This window comes from Deinococcus taeanensis, assembly GCF_020229735.1.
GTDB lineage: Bacteria > Deinococcota > Deinococci > Deinococcales > Deinococcaceae > Deinococcus > Deinococcus taeanensis.
In genome coordinates this window covers 274,913-292,450 of sequence record NZ_CP083457.1, presented here as the reverse complement: position 1 = coordinate 292,450, position 17,538 = coordinate 274,913, and the positions used below count along the sequence as shown (strand labels likewise).

Below are 17,538 nucleotides of genomic sequence, written 5' to 3'. Positions count from 1 at the left end.
GCGGGCCTTTTTGCGGACCGCTCAGCCTTCATTCCAGTACACGCGGTAGACGCGCTTGTGGTTGACGGCCTCGCCCTGGCGGCGCAGAAGGATGTGGAGACGCCGATATCCGAACCGGGGACGCTCGTACGCGAGCGTCCGGAGCTTGTCCGCCAGATCACGGTCATCTCTCGTCGCGCGATGACGCTGTGTAGAACGATGAAAACCAAGGCTACGGCAGGCCCGCCGCTCACTGATCCCGAATAGGTGCCGCACTTGCCGGATGCCCCGTCGTTTGAGGGGCGTCTAGACCTGCGGCATCTGATGGGGACTCACCGCTGTCGGCCCACCACCTCCTTCAGGATGCTGTGATCGAGTGCCAGATCCGCGACAAGTCTCTTCAGGCGGCGGTTTTCTTCTTCCAGCTGACGGACGCGCTTCGCGCCGTCCTTGGTCATGCCGCCATACCGTGCCTGCCAGCGGTGAATGGCGGCCTTGGATACCCCGGACAACGTGGCCACGTCACCGACCGCAGTGCCCGCCTCGACCTTGGCCAAGACATCGAGGATCTCGTTTTCGCTGCACTGCTTGCGCTTCATGACCCCTTCCTGGAGACGATCTTGTCTTATCCGGAGTGGGCCGACCAACCGGGGTCACGTCACCACCAGGCCATACAGGGCCACAAATCAAGAACCACGTACGCCGCACGGTGTCCGTCGTCCGACTCGGCCTGGACCATCTTCAGGACCTGTTGCTGCGCCCGTCGCCATCATCCTGGCGCCCTTTGGCAAGGCGAAGAGTAGCCAGGTTCGACCCGTCTTTTTCATCAGACCGGGGGTGTCCTCTGAAGAAGTCCCTGGTGGTCTTTTGCAAAATCTGGACACCTTCCCGGTTGATTGTTGACCCGCAATTGCGCCAGGAGTATACCTGTGAGCGAACCACAACACATTTCAGATTTTGTTCGCGCACGGAGCCAGCATCTCCCTTCGGTACATGGATTGAGGAGGTTTCAATGAAACGCCTGAGCTTTTCACTTACTGTGTTGCTTCTCGCCAGTCTGGCTGGAGCACAGAAAACCACGCTCACCATCGAAAGCTGGCGCAACGATGATCTCAAGGTCTGGCGCGACAGCATCATTCCCGCGTTTCAAAAAGCGCACCCGGACATTCAGGTGGTTTTCGCCCCGAGTGCGCCAGCCGAGTACAACGCTGTGCTTGACGCAAAATTAAAGGCCGGTACAGCCGGAGACCTGATCACCTGCCGGCCGTTCGACAAGAGTCTGGAGCTGTATAAGGCCAAACAGGTCATCAGCCTGAACGACCTGACCGGCCTGAAAAACTTTGATCCGGTCGCCAAAGCGGCGTGGTCCACCGATGATGGGAAGACCACCTTCTGCGTCCCGATGGCGTCGGTCATTCACGGGTTCATCTACAACAAGGCTCTGTTCAAAGAGCTGGGCCTGAGCGTTCCGAAAACGGAAGCTGCTTTTCTCAGCACGCTGGACAAGATCAAAAAGAACGGCAAGTACGCCCCGCTGGTGATGGGCACCAAGGACCAGTGGGAATCCGCAACGATGGGTTACCAGAATATTGGCCCCACGGCGTGGGACGGCGAGAAAGGACGCAAAGGTCTGATTTCCGGCGCGGCCCAGTACAACAAAGGCGGGTTTCTGCAGGCCTTTACGTCACTGGCCAGCTGGAAGCCCTACCTGCCCAACGGTTACCAGGCGCTGGCCTACCCGGATGCTCAGAACCTGTTTGCTCAGGGCCGCGGCGTGATCTACCCGGCCGGAAGCTGGGACATTGGCACCTTCCGGCAGATGAATCCCAAGATGGAAATGGGCGCGTTCGCCCCGTACTCCATCAACGGCAAGAAATGCGTGATTGATGACCACCCCGATATTGGCATGGGCATCAACGCCACCAGCAAAAACCAGGAGGCCGCCAGGACGTTCCTGAACTGGGTCGCGTCCGACGCGTTTGCCACGCTGTACGCCAACGCGCTGCCGGGGTTCTTTCCCCTGGCGAACGTGAAGTACACCGTCAAGGACCCAGTGGCCCAGGAATTCCTGAAGTGGCGGACCCAGTGCGCCAAGAGCTTCCGCTCCTCGTATCAGATCCTGTCGCGTAACGCCAACCCGAACAACGAGAATGATCTGTGGAATGTCAGTGCGCAGCTTCTGAACGGCAGCATGACCCCGAAAGCTGCCGCTGACCTGGTGCAGAAGAACCTGGGCTCCTGGTACGCGCCGCAGAAGGGCAAATAAGGCCGACGCGCCCGTGGCGAGGGCCCTGAGCCGCGGCGGTGAGTTGAACCCACAGTGCGCGCCCTGCCCGGGTAGCAGAAATCGCAGTCCATTTCCTGCTTTGTCACTGGACCCAGGCCCGACCCGGTACTTACCGGTCGGGCCTTTTCCTGAAACTGAAGGATGTCTGTATGACTGACAGATCCTTGCCGCGCGTCCGAACACGCCGCCCCTTTCCCTGGCACGTCGTGGTGTTTGTGACTCCTGCCCTGCTGATCTACACGGTGGTCATGATCTACCCGATCCTGTCCTCGTTATGGCTGTCGATGAACAACAGACTGCCGGACGGGTCGGAAGTGTTCGTCGGGCTGGGGAACTACCGGAAACTCCTTGCGTCGGAGCTGTACGCGCAGCCCCTGTGGAACGCGTTGAGAAACAACGTTGTGTTTTTCGTGGTGCATATGCTGGTTCAGAATCCGGTGGGGCTGCTGCTGGCCGTGCTGCTCAGCTTCCGCCTGCGGGGCAGCGCGGTGTACCGGACGCTGCTGTTCACGCCGACGATCCTGTCGGTGGTGATTATCGGCTTCGCGTGGAAGCTGATTCTGAATCCGGCGTGGGGCGTGCAACGGGCGCTGCTCACGCCGTTGACTCTGCAGGAACTCGACCTGCCGTGGCTGGGGCTGCCGGCCACGGCTCTCCCTGCCCTGTCCCTGATCAGTGTCTGGCAGAACATCGGAATCCCGATGCTGCTGTTTCTTGCGGCCCTGGTGCGGATCCCGGAAGAACTGTACGAGGCGGCGCGGCTGGACGGAGCGGGCGGCTGGACCATCTTCCGGCGCATTCAGCTGCCCCTGATTCTCCCCACTGTGGGCATCGTCAGTGTGCTGACGTTCGTGGGGAACTTCAACGCCTTCGACCTGATCTATTCCACTCAGGGCGCCCTGGCAGGGCCGAACTTTGCGACGGACATCCTGGGCACCCTGTTCTACCGGACGTTCTTCGGGTACCAGTTACAGTCCGGCGATCCTTACATGGGCGCGGCCGTGGCAGGCGTGATGCTGGTCGTGATTCTCGCGGGGCTGCTGATCTACCTGACGGCGTGGCAACGCAGGATCACCGAGGTTCAGCTGTGAGCGCGGCTGGAGTCCCGCTGCTCAACCGCCGCGCGCAGGTGCTCGGGCATCTGGTGCTGATCTTCTATACCCTGCTGGCGATCCTTCCGACGCTGCTGATCATCGTCAACTCCTTCAAGGACCGGCTGACGATCTTCTCCCACCCCTTTGCCCTGCCCACCGCCAGCACCTTTACCCTTGACGGGTACCACACGCTGGCCAGCTCCGCAAACTTCTCCCTCTTCTTCCTGAACAGCCTGCTGGTCACGCTGGGATCACTCGCATTGATTCTGCTGCTCAGCAGCATGGCCGCTTTTGCGCTCAGCGAGTACCGCTTCCGGCTGAACACCCTGCTGGGTCTGTACCTGTCGGTCGGCATCATGGTGCCCATCCGCCTGGGCACCATCGGCATCCTGAACCTGATGGTCAGTCTTCACCTCGTCAATACCCTCTGGGCCCTGATTCTGGTGTACACGGCGCAGGGGATTCCACTGGCCGTCTTCGTGCTGACGTCTTTCATGCGGGGGGTGCCGCGCGACCTGAAGGAAGCGGCACGCATCGACGGCGCCAGCGAGTACCGCATCTACGGCATGACGCTCCCCCTGATCCGCCCCGCGCTGGGCGCGGTCACAGCGATCAGTATGATTCCGATCTGGAACGACCTGTGGTTTCCTCTGATCCTCGCGCCGGGCGAGAAAACGAAAACCATCGTGCTGGGCGCGAGCGCCTTCCTGGGCCAGTTCGTCAACGACTACAACGCCGTCCTGGCCGCCTTGACGCTGGCCATTGTGCCGGTGGTGGTGCTGTACGTCATCTTCTCGCGTCAGCTGGTCAGCGGGATCACCGGAGGTGCCCTGAAATGAGCCGCCTGCGTGTCGGTCTGATCGGTACAGGCCTGATGGGCCGCACCCACGCGCAGGGCTGGCAGGCCCAGCCGGGCGTCCTCACCTGCGTGTATGCCCCGGACGAGCGCGCCCGCGAGTTCGCCCGCGAGTTCAACCTGTCTCCCTGTGCCAGCACAGAAGACCTGCTGGCGCGGGTGGACATCGTGGATCTGTGTACGCCCACTCCAACGCACCACGCCCTGACGGTGAAGGCGGCGCAGGCGGGCCGGCATGTCATCTGCGAAAAGCCGATGGCGCTGACCCTCGCTGAGGCCGACGGGATGACGGCGGCCTGCCAGGCAGCGGGTGTGCGGCTCTTTGTCGCGCACGTCCTGCGGTTCTTCCCGCAGTACCGCGCGGCCTGGGACCAGGTGCGGGCGGGAACCATCGGTGAGCCGCGCGTGCTGCGACTCAGCCGCGTCAGTTCCCCCCCTCCACGCGGAAGCTGGCTGCTGGACGACGCCCAGAGCGGAGGCGTGCCTCTGGACCTCATGATCCATGACCTTGACTTTGCGCGCTGGGTGGCGGGTGAGGTGGACAGGGTGTATGCCGCGGGCCACAGCCACGGCGAGCGCGCGGTGGTTCAGGCCACGCTCTCCCACACCAGCGGCGCCATCAGCCTGATCGAAGGTGGGTGGGCGGCTCCGCCGGGGGTCTTCCGCACCGCGCTGGACCTCGCCGGCACACTGGGCGTGATCGAGTGGAGTTCCGACGCGCCTGCGGCGCTGCGCGGTCACGGGCCGCAGTCAGGGCCACTGCCGACAGGCACGGCGCTTCCCGCCCTGGCGGGCGATCCCTACGCCGCAGAGCTCCTGCACGCCTACCAGGCGATTGAACAGGGCCTGCCGTTCCTGGTCGGGCCTGAGGACGCCCGGGCTGCCCTGGCCCTGAGCCACGCCGTCCGGCGCAGCCTGAGCAGCGGTCAGGCTGCCCGCATGGAGGACCTATGACGCCCACCCGGATTGCCCTCCTGGGCGTGGCCCATGTTCATGCCGATGCCTACGCGGCGTGGCTGACCGGCTGCGCTGACGTGCAGCTTCTGGGGTTCAGCGAGGACTCACCAGAACTCGCGGCGGAATTCGCTTCCCGGACCGGACTGCCTCACCTTCCCCTGGCGCAGGTGCTGGCGGCCGGACCGCACGGCGTGATCGTCTGCAGTGAAACAGTCCGGCACCGCGTTCTGGTCGAGGCTGCGGCGCAGGCGGGCGCTCACGTGCTGTGCGAGAAACCCATCGCGACCACCCTGGACGACGCCCAGGCCATGAATCAGGCCTGCAAGCAAGCTGGGGTCGGGTTCCGCACGGCCTTTCCGGTGCGCTTTGCTCCCGCTGTGCAGCAACTCCGGCAGCTGGTGCTGACCGGCGCTCTGGGACAGGTGCTGGCCTATAGCGGCGTGAATCACAGCATCTGCCCGGATCAGGAGCGCCACTGGTTCAGTGACCCGCAACTGGCGGGCGGCGGCGCGGGCATGGACCACATCATCCACCTGGCCGATCTGTTTCACCTGTTCGGCGAGCAGGTGGATTCGGTCTACGCCCGGCTGACGCCGGTGCCTGCCTGGGTCCTGCCCGGGCAGGCACCGGTGGACGCCGCCGCCCTGGTGACGCTGCGCTTTGCCTCCGGGGCGAGTGCCACCATCGATTCGTCCTGGAGCCGCCCGCGCACGTATCCCCGCTGGGGTCACCTCAAACTTGACGTCACCGGGACTCAGGGCCTGCAGACGCTCGACATTTTCGCCGACTCACTCACCATCACCGGCGTGACAGGCCGGCACTGGGCTGGGTACGGAACCGATCTGAACGCCCTGATGCTCCGTGACTTTCTGAACCTGTGTACGCAGCGGGAACACTCCGTAGGAGCGGATTGGGAAGCCGGATTCCAGGCTCTGCGGGTGGTCCTGGCCGCCTATCAGGCAGAGGCTCAGGCGCAGGCAGTGTACCTCTGAACCCCTCGGTACCAGGGAAAGTGAGTTCCGGCTGCACGCCGCGCAGCGTCGTCACCGGGGGAGCTGTCCGGCAGGCGTGGGTCCGCGCATGCGTCCGGGCGGCGCACCTGCCGTTCCGGTCACGCTTCGCTCCAAGAACAGAAGGCCCCGGAAAGTTGGGCCTCCGGCCTGACGCTGTGCGGAGCCAAGGACCACTCAGGTTCCAAGGCGAGACCGGACGGATGCAGGCCGTGGCCTGTCACGATCCCTCAACGAGCCCGGCTTCCCCGCGTCATTTCTCATCTACACGGGGAGCGCTCCACTAGCTCCAACACTCAGGCCGTCATGCACGCGTCCGGATCAAGCCGGTTCACCGGCTTCCCTTCTCCTGAAGGCCCGGCACCACCGGGGGCTTGTCCCGCAGCCGCCCTCCGTTCGCGTCCAGGGCAAGGCAAAGGCGACTGTGCCGACCGGAGCCTCGGCGCGCCGGCTCGGGAGAACCTACTTCTGGCGGGTGAGTTTCACGAAGAAGGTCGTTCCGCGCTGCGTGACCTCCAAGGTCAGCTGCCGGAGTTGCGCCCCTTTGCGAACGAACACGCCCTTCGCCTCACGCTCGCCGTACCGGGCGTCCGTGACGAGGTAGCCTTCCGCACGCAGGCGGTCGGCGTAGGTCACGTACACCTCACTCAGGCGGGCCTTGCGCTGAAAGCTCACCTGCGCCTTCAGCGCATTGACATCCACGGCCGGCAGCCCGGTCAGGGACGACCGCGTGACGGCGTAGCTTGAGGTGTCCGTCGTCCAGCTCTGCGCTTTCAGAGGGTCGAGCACGCGCTTCAGGGCCTGGGCCAGGCCGGGCCGGCCGGCCACGTCGACCGGCGTCATGTCGCCCTGGGCGGCCGTCCGCGCCGTGAGGGCCCCGAGGTTCAGCGGCATCAGACTGGCCAGCGCGAACACCTGGTTGACGCCCTGCGGGAGGGTCAGGAGAAAGGTGGACGCTTTGCCTTTCTTCGGGAACACCTGCGTGGTGTTGGCCTTCACGAAGGTGCCCGCCGCCTGAAGACCATTGGAGGCCAGCAGGGCGACGTGCCCCTGCGCGTCGACATTGAACAGGTAGACGTAGGCGTCCTGATTCACGCGGGTGTAGAACTCCAGGTGGTCACCGGGCGCAAAGGTGGGGACCACCTGAGCGGTGGTGGTCCGGTTGGTGCGCACGTTGACCTTGAGGCTGGTGGGGACCGGGTTCACGATGATGCTTTGAGCACTGACCTGAGCCTGGGCAGCGGAGCCGATGGCCAGCAGGGCGACCAGTGAAACGTGAGCTGTGAAAGATTTCATACCGTCAAGAGTGAAGCACACTCTTGACGCCTGCCTGACCCCATCTGACGCACCGTTTAAGAACCAGGCCGTCTCAGGGCGCCGGATGAGCAGGCCGCAGCCACCACAGCGCCGGGTGGGGAAGCGTGGGGAAGGCGTCACCCGCCGACGAGGAACACCCAGGTGAGATCGCCCTGAAGCGGCGTGCACTGCCCACTGCGCGGCCCTCCAGGCCGCGCGCCCGTAAGCGGCTGAGCAGCGCCCGGCGCGGTGCTCAGCCGGTGCCTGCGGCCCTCTGGTGTGGTCCCCAGTGATCAGCGCGAACGCGAAACTGCGCCCGAACGTCCAGATGGACGTCGGCGCTTGCCACCACTCCGGGCAAGACCGACTCGGGGGAAGAACCAGGTGCAGGGCTCCAGGATCATGTGCGTATCTGGTGCGGTGAGTCATGTTCAACCTCATGCTGGAGACGCGCGTTGATTTGTGGCGGCAGAGCGTCTGCGCGTCTATGGCGCCGGACGAGCGCCGTCCATCGTTTCCCCGTCCGGGCGCCGGGGGAAGGCTCTGACGACCCTGCGGACCGAATCTGGAGAGGACGGCGGCCGTGACGGTTTCGGCCCCGATACCATGCACTTGAATTACGTCAACCCATGGCGTCCGCCTCGAAGCCGAGTGCGTCGAGCACCCGCTTGAACGCCTCCGGTGGGAGCTGGCCTCCCGAAGCCTGATCGTGGCCGTGCCCGTAGCTCTCCGTCGCCCCGCCCACGTCGACGCTCTGAAGAAGCGCAGAGAGGTTCAGGTCGGTGCGCGCAGTCCGCACCGCGAAAGCCACCTTGCCCGGCAGGTAGCCTGTGTTCGCAGCGATGACGGCGTACCCCGGCAGTCGCCCCCGCCACTGCTGCGCGATCAGCGGGTAAATCTGCGCGCCGGAGTGCAGCCGGACCAGCGCGAACGGCCCCGTGGCGCTGAACCGGGGAGCCGTCCGGCGAGCGACAGCGAGTGCTGCGTTCACTTCGGCGCGGGAGGCGCGCAGGCGGTCCGCCCCGCGCGCGTCATCGGTCGCCAGTTCTTTGGGGCCTGCGGCGTGCATCAGCAGCTCCAGCGCCGTGCCGATGTCGAAGGCGCCCGACCGCCTCGCGGCGTTCACCAGTGCGGCCGCCTCTTTCAGCCACCTGGCGGTGTACCGCTTCTTCAAGCCCGGCAGCGCGTCCCACGGGGCCCGTTTGCCCAGGTCGCTGATCGTCCCGACCGCCCCGATCCACCCCAGGTCCTCGGTGCTGGCGAGCGGCGCGAGAAGGTCGTGGGCAAGCCACGCGCTCGCGGGGATCGGGTCCCAGGCGTAGCCGCTGACGACCGTGACCGGTCCGGCAGGCAGGCCGTCCGGCTGGTGGTGGTCCACAAACAAGGTGGGCACCTCCGGCAGCACACCCGGCCCGGTTACCCCCAGGTCAGTGACGATCAGAGCTGCGGGTTCCAGGGCGCGCGGCCGCGTTCTGGCCAGCTCCGAAAAGGCCGACGCCCCGCGTCCGGAGGGCACCACCTGCACGTCCTGGAAGCCCAGGCGGGGGAGGGTGCGGCCGAACAGGGCCCCCGCGCAGAGGCCGTCGGCGTCGAAGTGGCAGAACACGATGACCCGGCCGCCCGGGTTGAGCCTCTCGAGAAACGCCCGGGTCTCCGCCCGCGCCGCGGGAAGGGCCGTCTGGAGGGGAATGCCGCGCATGACCGAGTTGATCCAGCCGGGCCATCTGGCTGGTGAAGGGCGCGCCCGCCAACGTTCATGGTCAGCCGACTCCCCATAACCTTACAGGCCTCAGTCCAGCGTCGCCGTGGGCGTCAGGACGTTCGGCTCGGGCGGGGTGGAGTGGTGAGGGCCGGCACCGAGGTGGGTGAGCGCGAGCAGGCCGTGCAGGCTGCCCAGGGCGGTGTGCAGGTGGGGGGCCGTGAGGACGGGCGGGGGAGAGGCGAATGGTACTTTGGCGCTCAGTGGAAAAGAGCGGAGCAGTCAGCGCTGTTCCCGCTCCAGCCGCTGAAGCAGCTGGGCGAGCTGGGCCTGTTCCTCAGGAGAAAGGACACTGAACCGCCCGACCAGCCAGTCCTCGTGGGCGGGAATCAGTGCGTCGAACAGGGCCTGGCCGCCGGGCGTCAGGTGCAGCTGCTTCTCCTTGCCTGCGGGGCGCCGCTCGATCAGCTGCCGTGCAGTGAGGTTGAGCAGCAGTTGGCTGGTGTTGCCCTGGGTGACCAGCAGCTTTTCGCTCACCTCGCGCTGGGTAAGGCCCGGTTGCCCCCCAATGGTCGCGATCACGTTGAACTGGGCAGGACTGAGGTGATGCGCTTTCAGGACCTCGCTCCAGGCTTTGCCAACGTGCTGGGTGATCCGCACCATCCTCAGCCACGCCAGGACCGCTGGGCGCCCGGTCATGGCCCGGCGGTGGGTGAGGCGAAGGGGTAAGTCAGGCACAGAGACACTTTAGAACTAAAGCGTATTCCTGTCAACGTCCCCGCGAACCCCAGCCGACAGGTGACTGCACGGCGGTTGAGTGGTCACCCTCCAGCCTCGCGCCCCCTGCCGTAAGGTTCATCGCCACCGCCGGACCACCCGGTCACCCACCAACCCCTGCTGCCAGGGAAGCGGATTAAGCTGCGAGCATGAGCAATGCTCGCCTTCCTGTTTCATTGGACCACTGCGTCATTCACGTCACTGACTGGGAACGGTCCAATGCCTTCTACGCGGCTGTGATGGGCGCTGAGCTGATTTCCATGCGCGGGGGGTATGCCTATCGCTTCGGCGCGCAGCAACTCAACGTGCACGGTCCTGGGGTGACGGTGAATCAGGTGGCGCGTCTTCCTGTACTCCCTGGTGGGTCTGATCTCTGTTTTCAGTGGAACGGCCCAATCGAAGACGCGGTGCAGCACCTGCAGCGCTACGGGGTGGCGGTGGAAACAGACGTCGTGCAGCGGCGAGGAGCGCAGGGACAGGGACAGAGCGTGTACTTCCGGGACCCAGACGGCTCACTGCTCGAATTCATCAGTTATGACTGAAGGTGCCTCGACCTGCCGCCTGGTCGACCCTGGCGTCCCCCACGGTCTGTCCGCTTGAGGCTGCGCCGCAGCTCTGAACTCTCACCAAAAACCGGATCAGGTCGGGTGGTCGTCGCTGAGAGGCGGCCGGCCGCGGACAACGCTCTGAGCGCAGGGATGGTCGGCCCGGAGTGCCGCCTGAGAGAGGGGGCCCCACCAATCGGTCCACTCCCAGGCCCGGCGAATGAAGGTGGCACTGCGTGTGCCGGTCCTCGTCCGTGTCGCCACCATTGAACGCCTTGAGATGAGCAGGGGCCTGCGGTCGCGCAGAGAGTGCAGGCGCAGGGCCCATTTCAGGCTGTGGGCAACCAGGCTGCCCTGGACGCCGCCGTCCTCCGAGCAAGACATGAGTGGACTGCTTTGTTGTCTCACAGGTTTTGGCAGGGAAGCTCAACAGCAAGACTCACCGGAGAGAAGGCGCTTCGTCAGGTGTGTCAACAAGGCGCCGGTGGTTCTCCGCTCAATCAGGTCGAAGGACAGGCTGAGGGGTCCTCGGGCGCAGCATCCCTGCGACGATTCGGGCGGTCAGGGCGCGCGGGAGGAAACGGTGAACCTGGGCCAGAAGAACGTTGGCCGTTCCCGGAATCACGTGACTCTGCCCACGTTCCAGGGCGCGTAACCCCACCCTGACCACGTTCTGCGGGGTGTCACGCCGGCCGACTGACGCCTCTGGCGCCCCCACCACGTCGAAGAACGCTGTGTCGGTGGCGCCCGGACAGAGCGCCGTGACCGTCACGCCGCGCCCGCGGGTTTCAGCCCACAGCGCCTCGCTGAAAGACAGCACGAAGGCTTTGGTCGCGCCGTAGACCGCCATATACGGGTCGGGTTGCAACCCGGCCGTTGAGGCCACATTGATGACGCCGCCCAGACCGCGCGCCAGCATCTCCGGCAACGTGGCGTGCGTCAGTTCGACGAGCGCAGTGATGTTGAGTGAGATCTCGTCCTGTTGCTGCGCCATGGGGAGTTGCTCAAAGCGGCCGTGGGTCGCAAACCCTGCGCTATTGATCAGCAGGTGAACGGAACGGCCGAGGTGGTGCACCTGCCTGGCAACCTGCGTTCCAGCGCCAGGGCGTGAAAGGTCCATGGGGACCACGTCAATCTGAACGTGGTGGAGTTGCTTCAACTCATGGGCAAGTTGCCGGAGCCGGCCTTCCGAGCGCGCAACGAGCACCAGGTTCATGCCCCTGGCGGCAAGCTGCCGGGCGAACATCTCACCAATGCCGCTGGACGCGCCAGTGATGAGGGCGGTTTGACCTGAGTACGTGAACATCTGGTTCTCCTTTGGGAGCATTTCTGCTCCTGAAGGCAGCCTACGATCCCAGACTTTCCTAAATCCAGCACATTTTTTGACAGGATTATCCTGAAAGCGCTACATAATCGTTATGGAGTTGCGTCAACTGAAGTATTTCGTGGCTGTGGCCGAGGAGCTGCATTTCGCCCGCGCCGCCGAACGGCTGCACCTGGCACAGCAGCCTCTGAGTGCCCAGATCAAGAAGCTTGAAGGGGACCTTGGGGTGCGACTCTTCGAGCGCACCACGCGCAAGGTGGAACTGACACCAGCAGGCGCAGCGCTCCTGCCTGAAGCGAAAGCCGCGCTGTCGCATGTGCAGCGCGGGACCCAGTCGGCCCGGCTTGCTGCTCAGGGCAGCCTCGGTCGCCTGACCGTCGGCTACGTCAGCACGACGGTGTACAACGTCATGCCAGCCACCATGCGGGTGTTCCGGGAGCGTTTTCCTGACGTCAAGGTCACCCTGCGCGAACTGTGCCCGCCGCACCTGGAGGCGGCCATCCTTGCCGGGGAGGTGCAGGCCGGCTTCTTAATTCCGCAGCAGGGCTATCCCGATCTCCTGATTGAACCCCTGGTCCGCGAACGCGTGATGGTGGCCCTGCCCAACGGCCATGCGCTGTCGCTGCCCGGGCAGGTTCCCCTGAGGAGCCTGGCGCAGGAAAGCTTCGTGAATTACGACCGGGACGTGGCGCCACATGTGCATGACGAAGTGATTGCCCTGTGCCGTGCCGGGGGATTCAGTCCACGGGTGGTGCAGTCCGCAGGATCGGACCAGGCGGTCCTTGGTCTCGTGGCCGCCGGGGTGGGCGTCGCCTTCGTCGCGGAGTGCCTGACGCGGGTTCGTGTGGACGAGGTGACTTACCGCGAGGTGGTGGACCCCTCCTCGTCCGTGACGTACGGCTTGGCGCTGCGGCGCGGGGACGCCTCACCGCTGGTGAAAGGCTTGCGGCAGGTGGCCCGTGCGGTCGCGAAGGCCAGCCCCACTCCCAGGTGAGGGTGCGGCCCGCCCTGCTGAGCCTCAGGCAAGGCCCGCCTGAACTCCCATGACCTGACGCCATGCCACTGGCCCGGGAGAGGCGGGGACGTGATGATGGTCACCGCCTGGGTGCTGGAGAAGAAACGCTGTGGTGAATCACAGAGGCGGACGCCAGCGGCGTCTCACAGACCCAGACCACGTGGGTGCGCCAGGGAAGAAGCGGAAATCGGTTGCGGGCTCGTGCCCCCTTGACCTGAGCAGGCTTCGGCGCCGTGAAGGACCAGACACGGCGCCGCCTCCCGCCTCGCCTGAGCCTCATCCGTACACATTCTGTCGCTGCGTGGCCGTTCCCCAACTCCGCCGGTGGAGTGACGAGGCACCTGTGGTTAAGCGCAGCGCTCAGCTGACGGACGAGGCGCTGTGGCAGGGACGCTGCGCACCCGTGCCCTGGCCCACTGAGGCGCGCCGCCATTGGGCACCGGGCGGGGCCCGCGGCAGCGGCCCGGACCTTCTCCACGCCCGTGTTCAGCGCAGACGAGCCTCACGGGTTCATCCACACCATCAACCTCAGGAAGTCACGGTCGACCCGTCCGGGGCCTTTCCGTGTTTCACAGCGTGGCGCCCGTCCAGGTGGCCTTGATTGCACGGCAGGACGACCGTCCCTGAGGGCGGATCTCTCTTCCAGAGAGCAGGCGCGGCATCACCTGGGCGGCGGCGACCGCAAACCCAGGAATGCCCCGGCATGTACGCTCGAATCTTCAGCCTCACCACGCAGTCCCCACGCCTGTTCGTCTCTGACGCCGTGACAGGAGGACGGCTGGCGTGAGGTGAGTCGGCCTGATGGCCTCTCCAGCGGTGAGGGGCCGGCCCCCCTCGTGGCCGCCGTTGCGACGTCAGTCCGCAGCAGGCAGGGTGAAATGAAAGGTGCTGCCCACGCCAGGCGTGGACGCCACCCAGATGCGCCCGCCATGATGCTCGACGATCTTGCGGCACAAGGCCAGCCCTATCCCCGTTCCGTCAAACCGGTCACGGGTGTGCAGGCGCTGAAAGATCACAAAAATCCGCTCGTAATACGGCTCTTCAATGCCAATGCCGTTGTCGTGTACGGAGAAGTGCCACATTTTTCCTTCAGGCGCGGCGCTCACATGCACCTGTGGCGTCACCCCGGCATGACGGAACTTCAGGGCATTACTCACCAGGTTCTGAAAGAGCTGGGTCAGGTGCCCCAGATCACCTGAGACGTTCGGAAGCGGATCATGCGTGACCGCTGCGCCGGTTTCGCTGATCACCAGCGCCAGCTGCGCCTGGGCTGTGCGCAGCGCCTCCTCGACTGGTACGGTGCGGCGGCGCTGCGGAACCGTGTTGAGCCGTGAGAAGCTCAGCAGGTCCTCAATCACGCGTTTCATGCGTTGCGCCCCCTGCGTGATATGGGCGATGTACTGATCGGCCTTCTCGTCAAGCTGGCCCTCATAGCGCCGTGCGAGAAGCTCCGCAAAACTTGACACCATCCGCAGAGGCTCCTGCAGATCGTGGGAGGCGACATAGGCGAACTGCTCGAGCTCTGCGTTGCTGCGGCGCAGCTCCTCATTGATCTGGCGCAGCGCTTCTTCAGCCTGCCTGCGTTCGGTGATGTCACGGAACATCACGACGGAACCTTCGATTTCGCCGTTTACCCCACACAGTGGTGTTGAAACGTACTCGACCGGGAAACTGGTTCCGTCCTTGCGCCAGAACACCTCATCGTCAACCCGGCGCACCTGACCGTCCCGCCCGGCGGTGTAGATCGGACACTCAGATGAAGGGTAAGGCTCACCGTTGGCTGTGGAGTGATGAACCAGGGCATGTTGCGGCTGGCCAATCAACTCCTCGTGTGTTCGCCCGATCATTCTCATGGCGGCCGGATTCACGAAGGTGGTCACGCCCTGTGCGTCCACGCCGAAAATCCCTTCACCCGCTGAATCAAGCAAAAGGCGGTTAAAGGCACTCACGCGCTCCAGTTCCGCATGCGCGGCGTCCAACCGGTCATGCGCGGCGCGTTGCTCCGTGATGTCATGCATGGCCACCACCGCTCCCAGCTTCTCGCCGCCCGAGCTGTAAATGGCGTTGCCGTTCGTCCGGAGGTACCGGCTTTTCTCCTGCCCGCTCCTGGGCACCACCACCATGTCCACGTTGCGCACCTGCTCGCCTGAAAAGGCACGAAACAGGGGGATTTCCTCTTTGGGCAGCGGGGTCACCCCATCTGGCCGGTACAGCTGGTAGTGCTCTGACCAGCGCTCGGGCGCCAGGGGTTCGGCAGGCAGGCCGTGGAACTGCTGCGTGGCGCGGTTGAAGACTGTCAGGAGACCGTTGGCGTCGCAGGCGACAATACCTTCGGTGAGGCTCTCCAGCAGGGCCTGCAGAAACTTGCGCTCCCGTTCCAGCTCATACGTGCGCTCCTGGACACGCCGCTCCAGGTCCTGGTTGAGCACCTGAACGGAGTCGTACAGGCGGGCGCGCTCCAGAGCCTGCGCGCACTGCGCGGCAAGCGTCATGAGAAAACGCCGGTCCTCATCCTTGAAGGCCCGGTCTTCCCTGAAGCCCAGAATGAGCGATCCGATCACGCGGTCGTGCAGCCGCAACGGCAGCAGCACCGAGCTGCGCAGGTCGCCGCGCTGACCCACCAGGTGCGGATACTGTTGATCAATCTCCTCGCCGGTCAGGAACCGCGGCACACCGTCCCGCACTACATCAGTGACGGGGGTGGGGAGAGAAAGCGGGATGCTGGAGAAACGCTGCACCATCTCTGGCGGGTACCCCCGGTGAGACAGCGCCTCAAGGGACTCCCCGTCCGCGCTGACGAGCATAACGCCACCCACGCTTGCGTGGAGTACCCCCCGGCCCTGACTCAGGATGATCTCGACCACCTCTTCCTGCGTCTGCGCGCCTGTCAGTGCGGCCGAAACCATCTGCCAGCGTTCCGCTTGTAATTCGCTGCGAACCCGGTCGGTAATGTCCCTCGAGACTACGAGAAACTGTTCCAACTGTCCGGTGACGCCGTACAGCGGGGACACCCGAACACTCCACCACTTTGGCGCACCAGCGAAGGTCGGGCAGAACCCCTCAAAGCGCCCGGTCCTGCCGGCGCGGGCCTCCGCCATGGCTGCTTCCACCTGCGGCCGCATGGCATTGTCCCAGAACTCCGTCCAGAAGGCGTGATCGCACACCCCGAAGTCCGGGATGTCCATTTCCGCCATTCCCCCGGCATTCATGTACACGAGGCGCCCCTGCAGATCAATGAACTTGATGCAGTCACGACTGGTCTCGATGATGTCTGCCGCATACTGCAGGCGCTGACGCTGCGCGTGAATGTCCGTGCAGGTCCCACACCACATGAAACCGGCGCGTTCTGCGCCGGGCACTGGCTGGTACTGACAGAGCATCCAACGGAAGAGCCCATCGTGCCGGCGCAGCCGGACCTCCACTGCGCTGGCCTGATTCGGTCGCCCCGCCTGCTGCCAGCTGTCCAGCACACGTTGCCGGTCATCCGGGTGAACGAATGAGACGAACTCTGAGCGGGTCAGGTCGGTGTGATGACCCGTAAAGTCTCGCAGGCGCCGGTTGGTATACACCCAGTTGCCGTTTCTGTCTGCCCCCCACACCAGCTGTGGCAAGGCTTCAAGAAGAACCTGCGGACCGGTGGTGAGTGCAGGGCCCACAAGACTGTCAGACGACATACATTTAGTATAAGAGATTGCCGGCTTCACTGGTCCTGAACGCCGTGAACGAGGGCCCTATAAAGGCCTCGGGAGGTTCGGGAAATGTTTATTAAACCTCTCCCCGGGGGCAGCTGCGAGCTTGGCAGCCTGGGGAAGCGCGTCCCGCGCCTCCGCTCAACGCGGCACTTTCCGCCCTGGTGTTCGCCGCTCCTCACGTCCTTCCGTTTGCAGACTCGAGGTTGTTGGCACCCGCGGACAGTCAAGGCATGCGGAGTCCGGCAGATCAGAGCAGCCGACCAAGTGGCCCCATTCTGAGTCTCCTTCAAAACGCAGCGGGAAGCCGACCAACGTCCGCCAGGAGTCCAACACTGGGGGAGCCGATGTTGCAGGTGGTCGGGGGCCTTCTGGAAGACAGGCGTCACATGATGTCTGTGTCCGAAGAGCTGCACCCCTGGCAGGCTTTCCTGGCGTTCACCCATGCCTCACACCCGGACAGACGCTGTGAAAATAACCGTCAGAAGCGGAAAGATGCGTTCGACCTGAGTCAGCTGGGCTTCAAGGCCCTCTGCGGCTCAGCGCTGCTGGCGGCTGTTATACCGGCCAGCGCAGAACGTAGGACCGAAGGGTGCTGCTGGCGTGTCCCGGTCAGGCCAGGCAGAACGGTTTTCTGCCCGGATTGGTGATCGCGGTGACCCGGAGGGTGACGCCGTCGATCGTCACCGGCCGGTCCCAAACACGCCCTTGACCGGGGTGCACTGTTGTACACGAGGTCCGGAGGGACCGGCAGACCGCGACGTAGCCGGCGCACCCTGGTGTGGGCGTCGCTTCCCTCTGCGCGACGAGGGGCAGCAAGGAGTCAAGCCGAGGGCGCACCAGTTTCCCCTGACCCACGAGGTCAAGGCGCACTTCGAATATGGCGCGGCGGTACTTGCGGCCTTGCACAGCACGGCGTGATGTCAGACTACAGTCGTCTGAGATGCGGTTCTCTTGGGTTCTGACTCCGTTTCGAGCGCCGGACGCGCGTCTCCGACAGCCTTTTGAAC

General features: G+C 64.7%; 14 protein-coding genes and 1 pseudogene. 8 read left to right on the top strand and 7 right to left on the bottom strand.

The window, feature by feature from the left end; all coding sequences use genetic code 11:
- Window positions 1-21: 21 nt before the first annotated feature.
- On the bottom strand, window positions 22-255 hold the full coding sequence (locus LAJ19_RS22170) for an IS3 family transposase (protein WP_225523705.1): 234 nt from the start codon (window positions 253-255) through the stop codon (window positions 22-24).
- Between the two features lie 56 nt (window positions 256-311).
- Window positions 312-578: a transposase gene (locus LAJ19_RS17105; protein WP_225523704.1), complete on the bottom strand. Its 267-nt coding sequence runs from the start codon at window positions 576-578 to the stop codon at window positions 312-314.
- 77 nt (window positions 579-655) lie between these two features.
- Between LAJ19_RS17105 and LAJ19_RS21865 the strand changes: the two are divergent.
- The 6 genes and pseudogenes from LAJ19_RS21865 to LAJ19_RS17080 form a co-directional block, all read left to right on the top strand.
- Window positions 656-769 (top strand): annotated as a pseudogene (locus LAJ19_RS21865) (IS4 family transposase); the annotation flags it as partial.
- Window positions 770-991: 222 nt separating this feature from the next.
- Complete coding sequence (locus tag LAJ19_RS17100; protein ID WP_225524006.1) at window positions 992-2,245, top strand: ABC transporter substrate-binding protein; 1,254 nt, start codon at window positions 992-994, stop codon at window positions 2,243-2,245.
- 170 nt (window positions 2,246-2,415) lie between these two features.
- Window positions 2,416-3,357 carry a carbohydrate ABC transporter permease gene (locus LAJ19_RS17095; protein WP_225523703.1) on the top strand — a complete coding sequence of 314 codons (942 nt, stop codon included), beginning with the start codon at window positions 2,416-2,418 and terminating at the stop codon, window positions 3,355-3,357.
- Complete coding sequence (locus tag LAJ19_RS17090) at window positions 3,354-4,199, top strand: carbohydrate ABC transporter permease (protein ID WP_225523702.1); 846 nt, start codon at window positions 3,354-3,356, stop codon at window positions 4,197-4,199. The genes LAJ19_RS17095 and LAJ19_RS17090 overlap by 4 nt, the downstream gene beginning before the upstream one ends.
- Window positions 4,196-5,170, top strand: a complete 975-nt coding sequence (locus tag LAJ19_RS17085) for a Gfo/Idh/MocA family protein (RefSeq protein WP_225523701.1) — start codon at window positions 4,196-4,198, stop codon at window positions 5,168-5,170. Before LAJ19_RS17090 ends, LAJ19_RS17085 begins: the two co-directional genes overlap by 4 nt.
- The gene (locus tag LAJ19_RS17080; protein ID WP_225523700.1) at window positions 5,167-6,165 is read left to right on the top strand and encodes a Gfo/Idh/MocA family protein; all 999 of its coding nucleotides are present in this window, start codon (window positions 5,167-5,169) and stop codon (window positions 6,163-6,165) included. Before LAJ19_RS17085 ends, LAJ19_RS17080 begins: the two co-directional genes overlap by 4 nt.
- A 480-nt stretch (window positions 6,166-6,645) precedes the next feature.
- On the opposite strand, the gene LAJ19_RS17075 is transcribed toward LAJ19_RS17080, so the two are convergent.
- The 3 genes from LAJ19_RS17075 to LAJ19_RS17065 form a co-directional block, all read right to left on the bottom strand.
- A complete protein-coding gene (locus LAJ19_RS17075) occupies window positions 6,646-7,479 on the bottom strand; it encodes a DUF4384 domain-containing protein (protein ID WP_225523699.1) in 834 nt (277 codons plus the stop codon).
- Window positions 7,480-8,101: 622 nt separating this feature from the next.
- On the bottom strand, window positions 8,102-9,178 hold the full coding sequence (locus LAJ19_RS17070) for a DHH family phosphoesterase (RefSeq protein ID WP_225523698.1): 1,077 nt from the start codon (window positions 9,176-9,178) through the stop codon (window positions 8,102-8,104).
- Window positions 9,179-9,460: 282 nt separating this feature from the next.
- Window positions 9,461-9,916, bottom strand: coding sequence for a MarR family winged helix-turn-helix transcriptional regulator (locus LAJ19_RS17065; protein ID WP_225523697.1), 456 nt, complete (start codon window positions 9,914-9,916; stop codon window positions 9,461-9,463).
- 188 nt (window positions 9,917-10,104) lie between these two features.
- On the opposite strand from LAJ19_RS17065, the gene LAJ19_RS17060 reads away from it, so the two are divergent.
- Window positions 10,105-10,497: a VOC family protein gene (locus LAJ19_RS17060; RefSeq protein ID WP_225523696.1), complete on the top strand. Its 393-nt coding sequence runs from the start codon at window positions 10,105-10,107 to the stop codon at window positions 10,495-10,497.
- A 499-nt stretch (window positions 10,498-10,996) separates the two neighbouring features.
- Here the strand turns inward: LAJ19_RS17060 and LAJ19_RS17055 are convergent, their stop codons facing one another.
- Window positions 10,997-11,827, bottom strand: coding sequence for an SDR family NAD(P)-dependent oxidoreductase (locus LAJ19_RS17055; RefSeq protein WP_349774845.1), 831 nt, complete (start codon window positions 11,825-11,827; stop codon window positions 10,997-10,999).
- Window positions 11,828-11,918: 91 nt separating this feature from the next.
- On the opposite strand from LAJ19_RS17055, the gene LAJ19_RS17050 reads away from it, so the two are divergent.
- Window positions 11,919-12,818 (top strand): LysR family transcriptional regulator, encoded by a 900-nt coding sequence (locus LAJ19_RS17050; protein WP_225523695.1) that lies wholly within the window; start codon window positions 11,919-11,921, stop codon window positions 12,816-12,818.
- Between the two features lie 875 nt (window positions 12,819-13,693).
- On the opposite strand, the gene LAJ19_RS17045 is transcribed toward LAJ19_RS17050, so the two are convergent.
- Window positions 13,694-16,543: a PAS domain S-box protein gene (locus LAJ19_RS17045; protein ID WP_225523694.1), complete on the bottom strand. Its 2,850-nt coding sequence runs from the start codon at window positions 16,541-16,543 to the stop codon at window positions 13,694-13,696.
- Window positions 16,544-17,538: the final 995 nt, after the last annotated feature.

Bases quoted from the DNA above. Each gene is read 5' to 3' on its own strand.
- LAJ19_RS17070 (WP_225523698.1), bottom strand. From the start codon at position 9,178: ATGCGCGGCATTCCCCTCCAGACGGCCCTTCCCGCGGCGCGGGCGGAG.
- LAJ19_RS17085 (WP_225523701.1), top strand. From the start codon at position 4,196: ATGAGCCGCCTGCGTGTCGGTCTGATCGGTACAGGCCTGATGGGCCGC.
- LAJ19_RS17055 (WP_349774845.1), bottom strand. From the start codon at position 11,827: ATGCTCCCAAAGGAGAACCAGATGTTCACGTACTCAGGTCAAACCGCC.
- LAJ19_RS17050 (WP_225523695.1), top strand. From the start codon at position 11,919: ATGGAGTTGCGTCAACTGAAGTATTTCGTGGCTGTGGCCGAGGAGCTG.
- LAJ19_RS17100 (WP_225524006.1), top strand. From the start codon at position 992: ATGAAACGCCTGAGCTTTTCACTTACTGTGTTGCTTCTCGCCAGTCTG.
- LAJ19_RS17095 (WP_225523703.1), top strand. From the start codon at position 2,416: ATGACTGACAGATCCTTGCCGCGCGTCCGAACACGCCGCCCCTTTCCC.
- LAJ19_RS17080 (WP_225523700.1), top strand. From the start codon at position 5,167: ATGACGCCCACCCGGATTGCCCTCCTGGGCGTGGCCCATGTTCATGCC.
- LAJ19_RS17060 (WP_225523696.1), top strand. From the start codon at position 10,105: ATGAGCAATGCTCGCCTTCCTGTTTCATTGGACCACTGCGTCATTCAC.
- LAJ19_RS17075 (WP_225523699.1), bottom strand. From the start codon at position 7,479: ATGAAATCTTTCACAGCTCACGTTTCACTGGTCGCCCTGCTGGCCATC.
- LAJ19_RS17105 (WP_225523704.1), bottom strand. From the start codon at position 578: ATGAAGCGCAAGCAGTGCAGCGAAAACGAGATCCTCGATGTCTTGGCC.